The organism is Synechococcus sp. PCC 6312 (genome assembly GCF_000316685.1).
Lineage (GTDB): Bacteria > Cyanobacteriota > Cyanobacteriia > Thermosynechococcales > Thermosynechococcaceae > Pseudocalidococcus.
This window is the reverse complement of sequence record NC_019680.1, coordinates 59,235-74,818: the sequence shown is the minus strand read 5'-3', so window position 1 is coordinate 74,818 and position 15,584 is coordinate 59,235. Positions and strand designations below refer to the sequence as shown.

The window sequence follows — 15,584 nt, the reverse complement described above, 5'->3', positions numbered from 1 at the left end:
CTCTGGAACCTTCAGTATTGTGGTGGCCAGTCCAAGCAGTACCGAGGCGGCAATTATTCAAGCGACAGTCACAGGCGGGGCAATTACTGGGGTACAAGTCACCAATCCAGGGGCCGGTTTTACCAGTATCAATACCCTCAGTTTTGACTATAGCCAAGGGGGGGACGGCACAGGGGCAAGCATAACCGTTAATTCTTTAGTCAGCCTAGCTGGGTTCCAAATTGTTGGGGATGCTAACTCCAACGCGGGACAATCCGTGAGTGGTGGCGGGGATGTGAATGGGGATGGCTTTGACGATATTGCCATCGGTGCGCCTGGGGATAGCCTGAGTTATGTCTTGTTTGGGGGGGACTTTACCGCCAGCGTCAATCAATATGGCAGCATTGGCGATGACACATTGGAAGGCACTGCAACTGGCGATGTCTTAATGGGCCAGGCCGGGAATGATGTGCTTTTAGGTAAGGGGGGCCTGGATGTTTTACTGGGCGCAACTGGCAATGATTGGCTGCAAGTGCAAGATCCAAATTTCCGGCGGGTGAATGGCGGCAGTGGCACTGATACATTGGCTCTCTATGGCTACAACGCCCAGGCCTGGGATTTAACCGCCTTAGCTCCCGGCAGTCGCATTAAAAATATTGAAACGATTGATATTCGCAACTATGGCAGCAATCTTTTCACGCTGAATCAAGCCACAATTCTCCAACTTTCCCCAACCAAGATTTTGACCATCAATGGGGACAACAGCGACACCATCAATCTCAGCCCCGACCTCACCGCCAATGGAACCCAATATGCCAACGGTCAAACCTACGCCGTCTATCAAGCTGGAGTGGCCCAGGCCTGGATTAATACCATGATTCCCAGTGGCAACATTAGCTTTACAGCATCAAGTACCAACAGCCCTGGCCCTGTTCCCCCAACCACCCTAACCGGGGTTAGTAACAATCCCCATCTGGTCGCCCCAACACTCACCTCTACTGGCTCAACCAACCAGGCCACCCAATTTGCGGTTAACAGTCCCGTTATCGCAGAAAATGGGCAGGCTCTCATCTTTACCATCACCCGCAGTGGCAATTTAGCCCAATCCGCCGCCGCCCGTTATCGCACGCTCAATAATTCTGCCCAGGCCGGAGTTCACTATGATGCCCAAGCTGGCTATGTTGTTTTTGCGCCTCATGAGGCCGTTAAGGAGGTTGTGATTGCCCTCAAGGATGACCAGGAGTTCGGCCCTCGGCAACGGCAGGTACACCTTGGGTTAGTGCCTTTAACCAGCACAGCCGCCGCACTCCTGAGTAACCGTTCCCTCAGCTTCACAAATGCACCCGGTACACAACTGCGGAATTTAGGCATGAATCCCGTTGGCCTGGAGCAGGGCTTAAGTCGGATGGGTGGCCTCCCCTTTGCTGAACTCAACTTTAATGTCTCCACGCCCAATGGGAAAACAACGGTCACCTCCGCTGTCAATGGATTAAGCAGCCTCAATAGTTATTTCCGCTTCAACCCTAGGGTCAAAAAATATGAGGAGTTTCTCTACGATGGCCATACGGGCGTAGAGTTTCTTGATACAACTGGTGACAACTTGGTTGATACCCTCAAAATTCACCTCGTTGATGGGGGGCGTGGCGATAGTGATGGGGTTGTTAATGGAGTCGTTGCAGGCTTCAATGCTCCGGGCCAAGTCACCCCTGGCCCCATACAAGTTAATCCCGGTATTTTCTATATTCCGACCGCCAGCGATGGGGCACTCCAATTCCATAATGTCACAGCCCAAGGGGCTTATCGGTTTGGCCTGTTTCAGGTGGATGATGCTCAAGGGCGGATTGGTCATTTACTCCCCAGCAATCCGGGATATGGGGCCGCCGCCCAGGCCCGCCAACAAACTATTTTCCAAAATGCATCGGCGAGCAACTTGAATGCCCTGACCGCCAACACTGCCCATGCTGCATTAGAAGATCCTCAACTCCTTGTTCAATCTGAGTTCCAGGCCAATGGGGCATTCCAAGCAACGGCCCTCACCGGAAATCAGCATTATGGGATGTTCCTGAGCCAAAATGGGCAAACTCAACTCTCTACCAGTGACCCTGCTTTTGAGGCTGAAGCCGATAGTCGAGGCTATTTTGATCTCCGCTGGTCAAACACCCAATTTGAGGTGGGCACCCCCGTCCTTGTCACCCCAGGCCAACCCGGACAAACCATCACGGCACAGGTTGAAATCGCACGGGGCGGGGCCTACAACAATACGCTGGCCTTATTCAAGGTGGATAGCTTAACGGGGGGGCTAGATACTACTGGGGATGGCATCATTGATCTCCAACCGGGAGATACGACCTATACCCAAGCTGTGATGGAACGGATTCAAGACCCCCTGACAGGCAAACTATTACCCACTGTGCCAACCATCTTTACAAGTCAAGGGCAATCCGTTACCCTCCCCACTGGCTTCCTCTATGGGATGGCCCTAATCACCAATGGTAGTCTGGGCGAATTTTTAGGGTCAAATCCCAGTAATGCCTCCACCGGCTTCATTCACACCTTCTTCTCTTTTGAGGCGGCAAATCCCGATGGAGTAGCCCATATCCGGCGGTTGGGACAAACTCTCTGGGGCTTTGAAGACCTTTTCGGAGGCGGTGATCTAGACTACAACGATATGGTGGTTGGCTTAACTTGGCAGCACCATTCTTGATGGAGATAGTCGTCAATACCAATTAGAAGCATCCCATCTACACTGAAATTTAAGGGAAAGCAGCCATGATCAAACGTTTTGAAGAATTAGCCCGTACCCTACGCAACTTCCAGGCCGTGTCAGACCTGCTCAAGTCTATGGGGGCAAATACGGACGATGTTTTCGATATTGAGGATAATTTTCGTGGCTCTGAACAACTGCGGGTTTGTTTAGACCGGGTGCGGGCAATTCCCGAAGCCCAGGCCATGATGACAGAACGATTTATTGGCCCAGACATTGACCTGTCAGCTTTAGCCACGCTCCCTGCTGGAACCCTTGGACATACCTACGCCACCGTTTTACTGACTTTGGGCTATGATCCCAATTTTTATCGAAAAACTGACATCCAGACCGATGAAGACTGGTTAATCATGCGGCTGCGGAAAACCCACGATATTATCCATGTCGTCACTGGCTTTGGCCCCACTGGAGGAGAATTAGGCGTGCTGGCCATTCAAGCCGTCCAAATTGGCTATCCCATGTGTGTCGTTTTACAGGTTGCTGGCATGGGACTCGGCCTAAAACGCCAACCCGATCGCCTTGCAGGAGTGACGACCCAAATCGCCCGGGGAATGGCCATGGCCCTAGAGGCAAAACCGCTTATTGCCCAACGCTGGGAAGAGGGCTGGTCAAAACCCATACCCCAATGGCGACAGGAATTAAACATCACCCAGCCCGTGATTGATGAACCCTTTAGCCTGAAAAATCGTCTTCCAGACTTGAACCTGGCCTGGTAGGCGGGGGAACATCCATCCGCAAATGCTCGCCTGGCGTGAGGATAGCTCTCTGACTATTGCGTTACGCAGACTGTTCTGAGAGAGTAGAAATCTTAAAAAGACTGCGCCCATCAAGCCTTTTCTGACTTGTCCCAATAAGAGCCCTAAATGACTAACGCAATATGGGGTCTTCCTAGGTTCAGTTAACTTCTGCCGAATGAACACAAAGCTTGACTAATTCATCAAACCGTAACCGTTGCAGCAGGCCCTCTAAACTCTCCTTTAAGCTGGCTTGTTCAGCGGGAATGGCGGCAATTAATTCTTTGACTTGTTTAGCATTAAGTTTCTTCGCCGCCGCAGCGAGGTTAGCAATCCAGGCCTGGGGCATGACCTGCAACGCCGCTGGAGTTAAGTCAGCAACTACAGTCACGGGGGTGAGCCGGGGCGGGGCCGCATCAGCATAGACATACTCACAGCCCAAGTGCACCTTAATCCGTTCTAAAAGATAGTCATTGTTAAAGGGCTTCACCATAAAGTCGTCACAACCCGCATCCGCAAGGGCCTGGCGCTCCGACTCAAAGACACTAGCGGTTAAGGCAATAATTTTAGTTCCCGATCCTCGCTCCTCCCCCAGCCGTGCCCGAATATTCCGGGTGGCCGTTTCCCCATCCATGACGGGCATCTTAATATCCATCAGAATTAAATCAGGATTTTCCCGATCCCAAACGTCAATCGCCTCTTGACCATCATTGGCCGTCATTACCTCAAAACCAAGGGGGCGTAACAACTGGCAGAGTAATTCCCGGTTTTCAGCTTTATCATCCACCGCTAAAATCCTGTAGAGACGTTGACCAGCAGCCAGATGGGTAATATGCTGAGGCGATGTTTGAGAACGCTGAGGCTGTAACCGCTTCAGGGGAATGGTAAAGGTGAAGGTACTCCCTTGTCCTTTGAGGCTCTGTACCTGAATATCCCCCCCCATTAACTGGATAAACTGACGGCTAATGGCCAATCCCAGGCCGGTTCCTTCACTGACTTTTTTACTACTGTCGGTTTGGACAAAGGGTTGAAAGAGAATCTGCAGCTCCTCAGGCCCCATCCCAATGCCCGTATCTGCAATTGTGAAGGTGACGGGAGTTCCGGGAACATCTTGACGTAAGTCTGGGGAGGTCATCGGCTCGGCCTGGGTCACCGTTAGGGTCACGCCTCCCCGTTGGGTAAACTTAATGGCATTCCCTAACAAATTCACTAGGACTTGCCGGAGTTTGCCGGGGTCTGCCTCCACCGCCGGGGGTAAATCTGGGTCAATCTCAAACTTCAGGTAAATCTGCTTGGCCGATGCCCGCACTTGCAACATATCCTGAACCGTTTGCAGTAAATGGCCTAAATCAACGGCTTCCAATTGCAGAACCGTGCGACCGGCTTCAATTTTGGCCATATCTAGCACATCATTAATCAAGCCCAAGAGATGCTCACCACTGCGGTTAATCGTCCCCAGGGTTTGTTGTTGTTTATGGGTTAGGCTCGCATCCCGTAAAAGTAATTGACTAAACCCCAAAATGGCATTCAGGGGCGTGCGTAATTCATGACTCATATTGGCCAGAAAAATACTTTTGGCCTGGTTGGCCGCTTCAGCAGCTTCTTTGGCTTTGACCAATTCAAGCTCGGCCTGGACCCGATCTCGCGCCGCAATCCCCAGGGAAACCATATCCGTTAAGTTACGAATAAAGTTACGTTCTTCAATCAGCCAATCCCGGACTTCCCCAACCGCCTCCACCCCCAAAAAACCCACTACTTTGTTACTGAAGCAAACTGGCATATAGAGAATGGCCTGAATATCATAGGCCTCAAAGTAACTCATCAATTCCACTAAGCGAGCATCTGTAGTCAAATGGCTGGAAATAAAGGTCAAGCCCTGTTGTAACAAGCTCAAAAACTGGGGATATTTAGCCCAACTCCACTCTAGATCTGAGCGATGTCGCCGTTCTCCCTCTCGATACAGATCCACGCAAACCAAGCCTGTATCCGTAAACTGCCAAATTGCGGCCCGTTTCAGGTTCAGGGTTTCCCCCGCAGCCTGGGTGACAGAGCGTAACAGAATTCCCAAGTTACCCTGTTGGAGTGCCGGAGAATTATTCAAGCGCGGAATGACTTCGCTCTGTTTCTGGAGTAGGGCTTCTTTTTGCATCAGTTCAGTATTGGCAACTTTTAGGGCCTGGGTGCGCTCAACTACAAGGGCTTCTAAGCTTTGATTAAATTTTTGTAACTCCCCAAAAGATTCTTTGAGTTGACCCGCCATATCGGAAAATGTCCGGGCCAAGTTGCCGATTTCATCATGACTATCAATCTCAACAACTACATCCAAATTTCCCTGGGCAATGTCCCGCGCCGCTCCGTCTAACTTCCGCAGAGGCATGGTCAAGCGATTCGTTACCAACCAAGTTAGGGAAACAATTAACCCCAAGGAGACAATTAAATAGAGAATCCCCTTTAACGTTTGCTCATGGACATAGGCTAAGGCTTCACGTTCATTAATCCGAATGGCCAAGCTCCAGCCAGTACGCCGAATCGGAGAGTAAAAAACCCACTGCTGCTCATTATCTGACCACCGTGGCATTCGGACTTGACCCGATTCACCAGCTACCATTGCCTCAACCAAGGCCTTAATATCTGGGCGATTTAGTTGTTTAGCAATGTCAAAAGCATTTTGATCAATAAACTCTGTCTTGTTGTGAAAAATGACTACTCCTCGTCGATCCAAGATGAAAAAGTCTCGTTTCTTCAAAGCCTCAATTTGGATGCGGTCACTTAACGTTTCTAAGGGAACATCAAGAGTAGAAACCCCGCGCACCTTACCATTAATCGCGAAAGGGGCAGAATAGCTCACCATCAACACTTTACCCGCCTGTCCTAGATAGGGTTCTGACCAGGCCGGTTTACCTGTGCTGATTGCCTGATGAAACCATTGATAGTCTGGACGGGTATAATCATAAATCTGAGCAATGTTGACTTTTTGAATTTGCCCATTATCAAAGACATAGGGAGCAAAAAGCCGTTGATTGGGACGAAATCCATAGGGTTGATAGGCAATAGCTGAACCATATATTAACGGATTGAGCTTGACATTTCGGGTTAGGTAATCATAGAGTTGCGCTTCAGACAAACTTGGAAACGACTCTAGAGCATTGACAATTGTTTGGTTAATTTCTTCTAGTTCCTTAAGATTCCCATCTACTTGATTGGCATAGGTTGTAACTAACTCTTTCATTTGCTCTTCAATTTGTCGCTTATCATCCCGAGATAAGGTGATGACCGTGTAAGTCCAAATGCCAATGTAAAGGAGAGCAATCGGGGCGGCAATGTAAATGAGCAGCTTCTGTCGAAAGGAGAATTTCACAACTCAGCACACCAAGAATTATTTACATCGATCCGCAATGAATCGTCAACTTAAAAACTGTTATCCAGGCCAGGGCTGGGAATAATCCCAAATTGCCCCTCAGGAATTGAGATATTTCCATTAAACTACAACAATATCAGTCTTGGCTGCCCTGGATTCCTGCCCCAAACCAACCATTGGAGGATTAACCCCCTTGAACCCAGTCAGTGCATTCAAAAAAGTATCTCCCTAGTCGGCAACCATCATCAACGTCCTGTCACCCAAAAAATTGTCATCTCACCGATAGGGTATCCGCGGGACAGGCCAGTGGCGGAAGCTTTGGGGATTGAGGTTTACAGTGATGCCGAGGGAGTTGAAGGGTTGTAATATCCAGAAAATAGGCTGCCTAAATCCCATGACTTTTGCCAATGACCCAATGGCGGCGAAAAAACCTCGCTAAGGACGATTCTTCTAGCCGTAAACAAATGGGGCGGCCGTGGGGGCAAGTTTGGGGTTGTTCCGTTCGTTGCCATTGGTCAATCAAGGTTTGCATTTCTCCCAGGCCCAGGGGAGTCCCATTGCGAATCGCACTCCGACAGGCCGTAGCCACGAGGGCCGTTTCAAACTGGTGAGTTAAACTCAATTCCCAAAGCGCGGCGGCCAAGTCTGGGCGATCCTGAAGCATTTTCGGGACTTGGCGAATCAACCAGAGGGAGGGGCCAAAGGGTTCTGGAGGCAGCCGTAGCTGGGTTAACTGCTCAATCTGGGGCGGGGTCAAACGCTCAAGTTGGATCGGCGACTCTAATTCCACCAATACCCAATCGGCCCGGAGTTGTTCATATAAGACTCGTTCATGGGCAATGTGCTGCTCTACCAACCACAGCCCCGTGGGATGCTCGACCAAAATATAGGTTTGATGCACTTGAGCTAATACTTTTAGTTCTGGCGGACTGGCGGCGGGATTGGCTTGGTTCAGGAGGGTGATTCCCCGACCATAGACCCCTTCTGTTTCGGCGGCCCGGCCAATCTGAATGCCTAAGCTAGAGGTAAGCAGGGTTGTGTCTGGGCTAGGGGTGATCTGGTTGAGTTCCCTCAGGGCCGTTTTCAAAATATTTTGCCAGGCCTGGGGATGAGCCACATAGAGTTCCTGCTTCCCTGGATGACAATGCCAATCCACTTGTTCACTAGGGATCTGAAAATGGGCAAAACAGAGGGGAAAACGATGGCGCGGGAGAGTCTGCTGCCAGGCCTGGAGTAAGGTTTGTTGGAGTTCTTGGCCCAAATCCCCTTTTAATTGAACACAGCGTCCATTCACCGCTAACAAGACCCAATCTGGCCGCCGCCGATGATACCGATCCGGTCTGCCCATGGCTAACTCTAATTGGGGGGACTGCCAGGCCTGGAGATCGCCGGGATGGAGGTGGGGGAAAATTTGGAGAAGAATATCCTGAGCAGTTTGACCAGGACTCAACTGGAACCAGGCCCGCGGGCCATTATGAACCTGCCAAGTCACCTGGGGATGGCAAAGGGCGGCTTGATAAATGATCCGTTGCAGGTCTCGTAAGTTGGGGGGATGCTGACGATGGGGCCAGGCCTGGAAGAGATTTTTGACTGTGATTTTTGTCCCAGGGGCCATAGCAATGGTCTCAATCTGCTCTACCTGTCCCTGACTGCTATAAACAACGCACCAGCCTGGCTCCTGGGGATTGACCCGACTGGCAATGGTTACCTCACCCACCTGTACCAAGCTATGGAGAGCCTCACCCCGAAATCCTAGAGTCTGAACAGCGGGCAAACCCTGATCGGCAGGAGCTTTACTGGTGCTATGGGGCAAACAACAGACTTGGAGATCAGCCCAACTCATCCCCCAACCGTTATCCGTCATCTCAAGGGACTGGCCGGATACATCTAAATGGAGTTGAATCCGCTGGGCCTGGGCATCGAGGGCATTTTCAATTAATTCCCGCACCACGGCTCCCCAATCATCCATGACTTCCCCAGCCGCCATTAGTTGGGTCACTTGGGGGGCAAGGACTTGAATCCTGGGAGGGGTCGCAGGGAGGGCAGACATCATTGACAGGGTTGCTTCAAACAGAGTTTCCAATCCGCATTAAAGGGTTCAAAACCAATGGCCACCCCAGCTTGCTCCACAACGGCCCGCGCTTTTTCAAAGCAGTCAAAACCATCGGGGCGAACCGCAACGATAATATATTCCGATGGACGACTTTTGATCTGATTGACGAGTTTAGTAAACGCAGCGGTGGGGCTATCCAGTTGGGCTGTGGGAACCAGGGTTCTTTGGGGATGAATCAAGACTCCTCTGGCCAGACATTCAACATAACGGGGCGTTTTTTCACCTTGGGCGGTTTCTCGGGCCAAAATTTGGACATTACTCCGGTCTTTTTGAAGACTGCTGGTACTGATCACCACCACCATCAGAATCAGCGTGCCAATGGTACAGGCCAAGACAGAGAGGAATGGAAAGAGATCCAGTTCAGGAGCGTGATGGCGGCGGGGCATAATTCATCAAGACCTTCGGTGAGGTTTCAGGTAGAGAGATCGCGCATTATTAAGCAATGCTAAGGCTTAGGATTTGTTGTTATCCCAGGCCTGTTCAACGAGGGTGACACGGCGAGGTTGAGAAAGCTGCTGCAAGGTCGGTTGCAATTGGATCAGGGTTAGTTCTAACTCCTTTAAGACCCCCTGTAAACTCCCCGTATCCGCTAGGGTTTTTAAGGCCCCATCCAGGGAAGTAATCACCTCCAATCGCTGCTGCAAAATTTGATTGGTTTGATCGAGAACTTGGGCCACTTCAGCGGCTTGACTGGTGATTTTACTGGAAGCTTCCACCTGTCCCTGCTGCATCGTCTCCAGGAATAATGCCCCTTGATGATGAAATTGAGCTAACAGTTGCTCTAGGGCTTGGGCCTGGGTTTGCTGGTTTTCCGTTAAGGTGGCTAAAAATTGCTTGCGGTCATTGGCCAAGGCCTGGGAAAGTCGGCCAAACTGATTTAAGACGGTTTCTAGTTTTTCGGGCAGGGGGACAATTTTTTCCTCCAGGCCAGGTAACTCTTCCCGTAAAACCTCTTGCACCGTTTGCCGTAACTCCTCTACCCCCAAACTGGGGCCGGCTGTTTCCGCCGCAGTCCCGCTAATGCGCCCCAAAACAAAGTCATTGATGTAACTGTCCATATTCAGCAATAACTGGGACTCCAGCCGCTCCACCATCACCAGGGGAATCATCACCAAGACACTCAGCACCAGAGCCAACAGGGTTGTATCAAAGGCTACAGCTAACCCAGTGGTGACACTGCCAATCCCTTCTTTAATTTGATCCACCTCTTGGGCGGCCTGGAGAAAGCGAGAAAATCCATCCACGGCCTGGCTAATCCCGACTACAGTACCGATAAACCCCAGCAGCGGAATCGCCCATACCAAAACTCGCGGCAAGGTATAAGAACTCTCCGATGCTGCACTAGCCACTGCCCCATCATCCAAGGCCATCTCTGCGGCAGCTTCTCGGGTTTGCCCCTGCATATAAGCCCCCAAAATCCGGGCACAACGAATCGGCAAAACCGCCCGGCGTTTACTCAGGGTTTGTTGAAAGTCCCAAAGTTGATCATCGGTCGGGGATTGAATGGGAAAATTTCCGGGAATCCAGGCCTGCTTCAGGGCCCGCGCCTCCACTAGGACTCGCATCCACTTGAGGAGGGTAAAAATCGCCACTAAGAGGGCAAACAAAATCACCACGGGCTGAGTCCAACCCCGATTAAACAGCAATTGCCCAATATAACTAGTCTGAAACGGGATCAGGAGCGCATAAATAATAACCGTCCCCACCAGGCCCCCTGCAAGGGCTAACCAGATATTGGCATCAATGGACTTACGGGCGGGCAGTGAAGGGGGGGCAATCAGGGGCATAGGATTAAAATCTCGAAGGAGTGCAATTAAAGCAGGTATCTATTCCGGTAGATCAGCGCATGGATCAACCCAGTTAACTTTCTCTAACCTAACAGTCAGCGGATTCCAGGCTCTAGTCAGCAGAATGACATCCCAAACAGAGAGTCCATCTATCCACTGCCTTCTTAATTGGGCCGGCTGCAACGATGAGACCTTTAGTATAGTGATCAGCATTATCTTTGAATGACTTAAATTAACTCCCGGCCAGCCTATCCCCCAATGATGCGGAGTCTTGCTCGGGTGAGTCGGAATTGAGCCGTGTTGAAGGGTAGCCCCCATAATTAAACTAGTCCCTCTGGAGTTTTGCCTGCTATGTGTCGTCTCTTAGCCTATTTGGGGCCGGTTCGCAGTCTTGAACATTTAATATTAATCCCAGAGCATTCTCTCCTAGTCCAAAGCTACTTACCCCGTGAGATGACCGTAGGCTTACTGAATGCCGATGGCTTTGGAGTCGGTTGGTATCATCCCCGCCAGGCCGTAGAACCGTTTTTGTATCGGCAAGTTCTCCCGATTTGGAGTGATCTCAATTTCACAGAGCATTTAGCCCGCTTTGTTGAGTCCGGCTGTGTTCTGGCCAGTGTGAGAAGTGCCACCCCTGGGCAAGCGTTACAACTGAGTAATTCCCAACCCTTTCGCTGGGGCCGCTGGTTAGGTATTCATAACGGTTTTATTGAAAACTTCCGGCAAAGCCTCTATCGCCCCATTCGCAATCGCCTCAACGACTTGTCCTATGCCCTGATTGAGGGAACGACAGATTCTGAACATCTGTTTGCCCTGTTTTGCAGTGAAATGGTCTCGAATCCCCAGCTTTCCCCAATTATGGCCCTCCGCCAAACCCTCCGCATCGTCCTAGAACTAGCCGAAGCCAATGGGGTTCGAGTGGCCTTAAATATGGTTGTCACCGATGGTAACTATCTCCTCGCCGCCCGCTGCGGTAATCCTGAACCCATCCCAACTCTCTATTGGCAAAATCCAGGGGGGGTACAAATTGCCTCGGAACCCTTTACCCCCCAAGAGAAGTGGGAACTGATGAAAGAAAACTCTCTTCTCCTGATTGGCCCTGGAATCGAGCCGCAATACTTTCCAATTTAATTTTTGTCCGGTTAAACTGCTTCCAATTGGGCTGATGTCAGCAGCACAGACCGGGCAGTGAGTATATCCCCAGCTAGGGTCAAGTCATTCACCAGCCCGCGGAGTAACAAACGATCTCCCCCTTGCAAAATGGTCTCGGCGGTGGGCAACATCGAAAACACCCCATCCCGGCGCAGGGCTTGGACAATGATTCCCTCCGGTAAACCCACTTCCGCGAGGGGACAATTAATTCCGGCACTGTCCGGCGGTAACATCAGCCACAAATTGGCGATGACATCCCCGTTGCCACTGCCACTGCTGAGAATTGGACTGGGAAATGGGGCCGGTTCACTAAAGAGGGCCTGAGCCGCTTTAATTTCAGTGGGTTGCCCTGTAATCAACAAGCGATCACCGGCCTGGAGTTCTGTTTCCCCACCTGGGTAGTCAATTTCTGTGCCATCGGCTCGCATCACCGCTAGCAAGGTCGCCCCCGTCAATTGCCGCAGTTCAATATCCTTGAGGCTCATGCCCAAGATAGGAGAATTATCGGCTAAAGTCTGCCATTGGCTATTTAAATCTCGAGCGGCCTGGCGGAGTTCTCGGGAGACCAACATTGCCGAGCGTTCTCCCCGTAAATCTTGGTAGTGGCGGTTGCGAATATTTTGGACTTGCCGCTGAATTTTTGGCTCAGATAGGCCCAAGCTAAACAACAAATGGGCCGCAAGTTCCAGGCTGGCTTCAAATTCCGGCTGCACCACTTCCCGCGCCCCCAGTTGGTAGAGCAATTCAATGTCTTTGTCTTGATTCGCCCGGACAATCACATCTAATTCTGGGGCAAATTCTAATCCCCGTTTGAGGCACAACCGGGTACTCATACTGTCGGAAAGAGCGATAGCCATCCCCAAGGCCTGGGATACACCCGCTTTTTCTAATACGGTCGAGCTAGACGCGTTGCCATAAAGATAGGGAATATCCGTCTGACGGAGTTTCTGGATGGCCTCTTCACTTTGATCAATCACCAAGACGGGATAATTCTGTTCCCGTAACAGTTGCACAATGCTTTGCCCGACTCGCCCATAGCCACAGACAATTAAATGGTTTTGTTGCGGTAATTCGGTTTCGCCAATTTCAATCACCCGATCATCATTCTGAAACCAGGCCTGGAACCAAGGCATCGCCATCACCAAGGGAACCGCTTTCAAGAGGAAGGGAGTCACAATTAATGTCACCGCCGTTGTGCCGAGGATCAGGAGATACACTTGCCGCGACACCAGGCCCAGGGATTGTCCTTCACTGGCCAGGACAAAGGAAAATTCCCCAATTTGGGTCAGGCCGATGCCCGTAATCAAGGCCGTTTTCCAGGAATAGCCAAACAGCTTGACGATGGGGGTGATAATACAAAACTTGCCAATAATCACCAAGGCCACTAGGCCAAGGATCAACTCCAAATGATTCCAGAGAAAGACCGGATCAATCAACATCCCAATGGCGGCAAAAAAGAGGGTGGCAAAAATATCCCGTAACGGCTCCACATAGGAAAGGGTCTGATCCGCATACTCCACCTCCGAGATCATCAGCCCCGCAATGAAGGCCCCAATTTCAATCGATAGTCCCAAGCGATCCGTCAGTAGGGCAATGCCGAGGCAGAGAGCGACAACTCCAAGCAAGAATAATTCCCGGCTCTCTGTGCGCGCCAACAACCGCAATAAGGGGGGAATGAGCCAGATCCCGGCAATTACGGCTCCCCCAGCAATTAGGGCAATTTGGACTAAGGCCCAGGCCAAGGCAATCCCCAATTCCTCTGGGGGTTTATCCAAAGCTGGTAATACCGCCAACATCAGACCTACCGCCAGATCCTGCACCACCAGAATGCCTAACATGACCTGACCGGGCGGGGTATTGGTGCTATTGCTGTCCATCAAACTCCGCAAAACCACGGCCGTTGAGGAGAGAGATAAAATTGCCCCGAGAAAAACACCCTCCTGGGGAGAATTAACCCAGCCCACCCAGAGGGAAATGCCAGTCGTAACCAAAATAGTGAGGAGGATTTGGAGGATGCCACCCCCTAAGCTAATGCCCTGGACTTTCTTGATTTCACTCAGGGAGAAGCTGACCCCCAAGGTAAACAGTAAAAAAGCCACCCCAAATTGGGCCAGGGTTTCGACTTGGACGACTTCCTTAATCCAACCCAGGCCAGCCGGGCCGACAATCATGCCCCCAATTAAATAACCCAAAAGGGTCGGTTGTTTCAGCAGGGCTGCGAGGAGGCCGCCGATGGCCGCAATCCCTAAAACTGTCACGAGATCAATAATGAGTCGAAAATCTTCTTGCACAAAATTGCCTTGGAGGGGAGATAGATTAAAGGTGTGTCACATTACTTAACTTTAGGTGATTTTCTAGAAGCTTACGGCGGCTGATTCTAGCCAGGGAAATTCCTTGCATTTAGGGGCAACATCGGTTAGAACCAATTGGGCAAACTGTCTGCTACCACACAGGCCTGGCCGTCAAAGTTAGGTTTACTGGTTACTTAAGGTGTGAGTTGCAATCCGGTTAGACGACGATGATCAAAAAACAAATGCTCTGGAGTATCAGTTTCTTCTTAGCAATGATGGCTATTGTCATCCTCCTCCAAGGACAGCGAGAACTGGCCGAAAAAGCCCACGCTCAACACCAAGCCCAACTCCAGGCCGAAGTTGCTGCGGTGATGAATCAGTATGTCCCGGCGGTGAATACGGGGTTGATTAAACCCGGCCTGGCCTGTGACTCACCGATAGCTCAAAGAACTCAGATTCCCCATCCTCAAGAACTAGCTCGACAACTGCCCAAATATCACCCCAAAGAAATCTGGAAAAAAGCGGACCCAAGTAATTATGGCCCAAGGCTGAGCCAAGACATTCAGGGTAAGCCAGTGAACAATCCCCTGTTGATTGTCCTCCATGAAACGGTGGGAAGCATTGACAGTGCCTTGAGTATCTTCCAGGCCTACAATCCCCGCGATGCTGACCAAGTGAGCTACCACACGATGATTGCCTTGGATGGGACAGTGGTTTATGTCGTTCCTCCCGAAGCTAGGGCCTATGGAGCGGGTAATTCCGAGTTCAATGGTGAGTCGGTACTCAGTAGCACCAAAGTCCCCTCCTCTGTTAATAATTTTGCCTATCACATTTCCCTAGAAACCCCAGCCGATGGGATGAATGAGAGGGATTATCACAGTGGTTATACGGATGCCCAATATCGCTCCTTGGCCTGGTTGGTAGCCCGCACAAGAGTTCAACCGGATCGGATTGTCAGTCACAAAGACGTGGATCGGGATGGGGCCCGCAGTGATCCCCGCAGCTTTGACCAGGCCAAGTTTTTGGGACTATTAGACGACTATCAGATTCTGTTTACAACCCACTGCACCTTAACCGCCCTAGGCAATCCAAGGGTATCCATCAATCCGCCCAAATCGAATCTCCAGTAGTTTTGGTTGCTTGGACTAATTAACTTGAATTAGCCCATTTGATTGATGAGAGCGCGCAAATCTGGACTATTACCTTGGCAATACCCCAAGTTTGATTTGATGCCAGAGTGGAGAACAATGAACGAAAATTTATCGGATTGCTCGTCGAGATGCGGCCATTGAAACGGGTTTGCCTCTCAATACCCTGCCCCAGACCTGCCCCTATAGTTGGGAGGAACGTTTAGAACCATTCTTCCCGGCAGATTTGGCCTGGTCTGAATCTTAAGTCAGTATCAG

The 15,584-nt window shown here is 50.8% G+C and carries 10 protein-coding genes; 5 read left to right on the top strand and 5 right to left on the bottom strand.

Features of this window, described 5'->3' with window-relative positions; genetic code table 11:
• Positions 1 to 19 precede the first annotated feature (19 nt).
• Both SYN6312_RS20460 and SYN6312_RS00320 read left to right on the top strand, forming a co-directional pair.
• Positions 20 to 2,683, top strand: a complete 2,664-nt coding sequence (locus SYN6312_RS20460) for a DUF4114 domain-containing protein (RefSeq protein ID WP_253276484.1) — start codon at positions 20 to 22, stop codon at positions 2,681 to 2,683.
• Positions 2,684 to 2,748: 65 nt separating this feature from the next.
• The gene (locus tag SYN6312_RS00320; RefSeq protein ID WP_015122864.1) at positions 2,749 to 3,459 is read left to right on the top strand and encodes a Coq4 family protein; all 711 of its coding nucleotides are present in this window, start codon (positions 2,749 to 2,751) and stop codon (positions 3,457 to 3,459) included.
• Between the two features lie 178 nt (positions 3,460 to 3,637).
• Here the strand turns inward: SYN6312_RS00320 and SYN6312_RS18065 are convergent, their stop codons facing one another.
• From SYN6312_RS18065 to SYN6312_RS00300, 4 genes are all read right to left on the bottom strand, one after another.
• Positions 3,638 to 6,835, bottom strand: coding sequence for an ATP-binding protein (locus SYN6312_RS18065; RefSeq protein WP_015122863.1), 3,198 nt, complete (start codon positions 6,833 to 6,835; stop codon positions 3,638 to 3,640).
• Positions 6,836 to 7,220: 385 nt separating this feature from the next.
• Complete coding sequence (gene mutL / locus SYN6312_RS00310; RefSeq protein ID WP_041430451.1) at positions 7,221 to 8,888, bottom strand: DNA mismatch repair endonuclease MutL; 1,668 nt, start codon at positions 8,886 to 8,888, stop codon at positions 7,221 to 7,223.
• Positions 8,885 to 9,334, bottom strand: coding sequence for a hypothetical protein (locus tag SYN6312_RS00305; protein ID WP_015122861.1), 450 nt, complete (start codon positions 9,332 to 9,334; stop codon positions 8,885 to 8,887). The genes mutL and SYN6312_RS00305 overlap by 4 nt, the downstream gene beginning before the upstream one ends.
• A 66-nt stretch (positions 9,335 to 9,400) precedes the next feature.
• A complete protein-coding gene (locus SYN6312_RS00300; RefSeq protein ID WP_015122860.1) occupies positions 9,401 to 10,735 on the bottom strand; it encodes a MotA/TolQ/ExbB proton channel family protein in 1,335 nt (444 codons plus the stop codon).
• 351 nt (positions 10,736 to 11,086) lie between these two features.
• Between SYN6312_RS00300 and egtC the strand changes: the two genes are divergently transcribed.
• Positions 11,087 to 11,866 carry an ergothioneine biosynthesis protein EgtC gene (egtC, locus tag SYN6312_RS00295; RefSeq protein ID WP_015122859.1) on the top strand — a complete coding sequence of 260 codons (780 nt, stop codon included), beginning with the start codon at positions 11,087 to 11,089 and terminating at the stop codon, positions 11,864 to 11,866.
• An 11-nt stretch (positions 11,867 to 11,877) separates the two neighbouring features.
• Here the strand turns inward: egtC and SYN6312_RS00290 are convergent, their stop codons facing one another.
• The gene (locus SYN6312_RS00290) at positions 11,878 to 14,178 is read right to left on the bottom strand and encodes a cation:proton antiporter (RefSeq protein WP_015122858.1); all 2,301 of its coding nucleotides are present in this window, start codon (positions 14,176 to 14,178) and stop codon (positions 11,878 to 11,880) included.
• 227 nt (positions 14,179 to 14,405) lie between these two features.
• Between SYN6312_RS00290 and SYN6312_RS18060 the strand changes: the two genes are divergently transcribed.
• Positions 14,406 to 15,308, top strand: a complete 903-nt coding sequence (locus SYN6312_RS18060) for an N-acetylmuramoyl-L-alanine amidase (RefSeq protein ID WP_015122857.1) — start codon at positions 14,406 to 14,408, stop codon at positions 15,306 to 15,308.
• A 127-nt stretch (positions 15,309 to 15,435) separates the two neighbouring features.
• Positions 15,436 to 15,573, top strand: coding sequence for a DUF29 family protein (locus SYN6312_RS20860; protein ID WP_083853474.1), 138 nt, complete (start codon positions 15,436 to 15,438; stop codon positions 15,571 to 15,573).
• Positions 15,574 to 15,584 lie beyond the last annotated feature (11 nt).

Bases quoted from the DNA above. Each gene is read 5' to 3' on its own strand.
- SYN6312_RS00320 (WP_015122864.1), top strand. From the start codon at position 2,749: ATGATCAAACGTTTTGAAGAATTAGCCCGTACCCTACGCAACTTCCAG.
- mutL (WP_041430451.1), bottom strand. From the start codon at position 8,888: ATGATGTCTGCCCTCCCTGCGACCCCTCCCAGGATTCAAGTCCTTGCC.
- SYN6312_RS00305 (WP_015122861.1), bottom strand. From the start codon at position 9,334: ATGCCCCGCCGCCATCACGCTCCTGAACTGGATCTCTTTCCATTCCTC.
- SYN6312_RS00300 (WP_015122860.1), bottom strand. From the start codon at position 10,735: ATGCCCCTGATTGCCCCCCCTTCACTGCCCGCCCGTAAGTCCATTGAT.
- egtC (WP_015122859.1), top strand. From the start codon at position 11,087: ATGTGTCGTCTCTTAGCCTATTTGGGGCCGGTTCGCAGTCTTGAACAT.
- SYN6312_RS18060 (WP_015122857.1), top strand. From the start codon at position 14,406: ATGATCAAAAAACAAATGCTCTGGAGTATCAGTTTCTTCTTAGCAATG.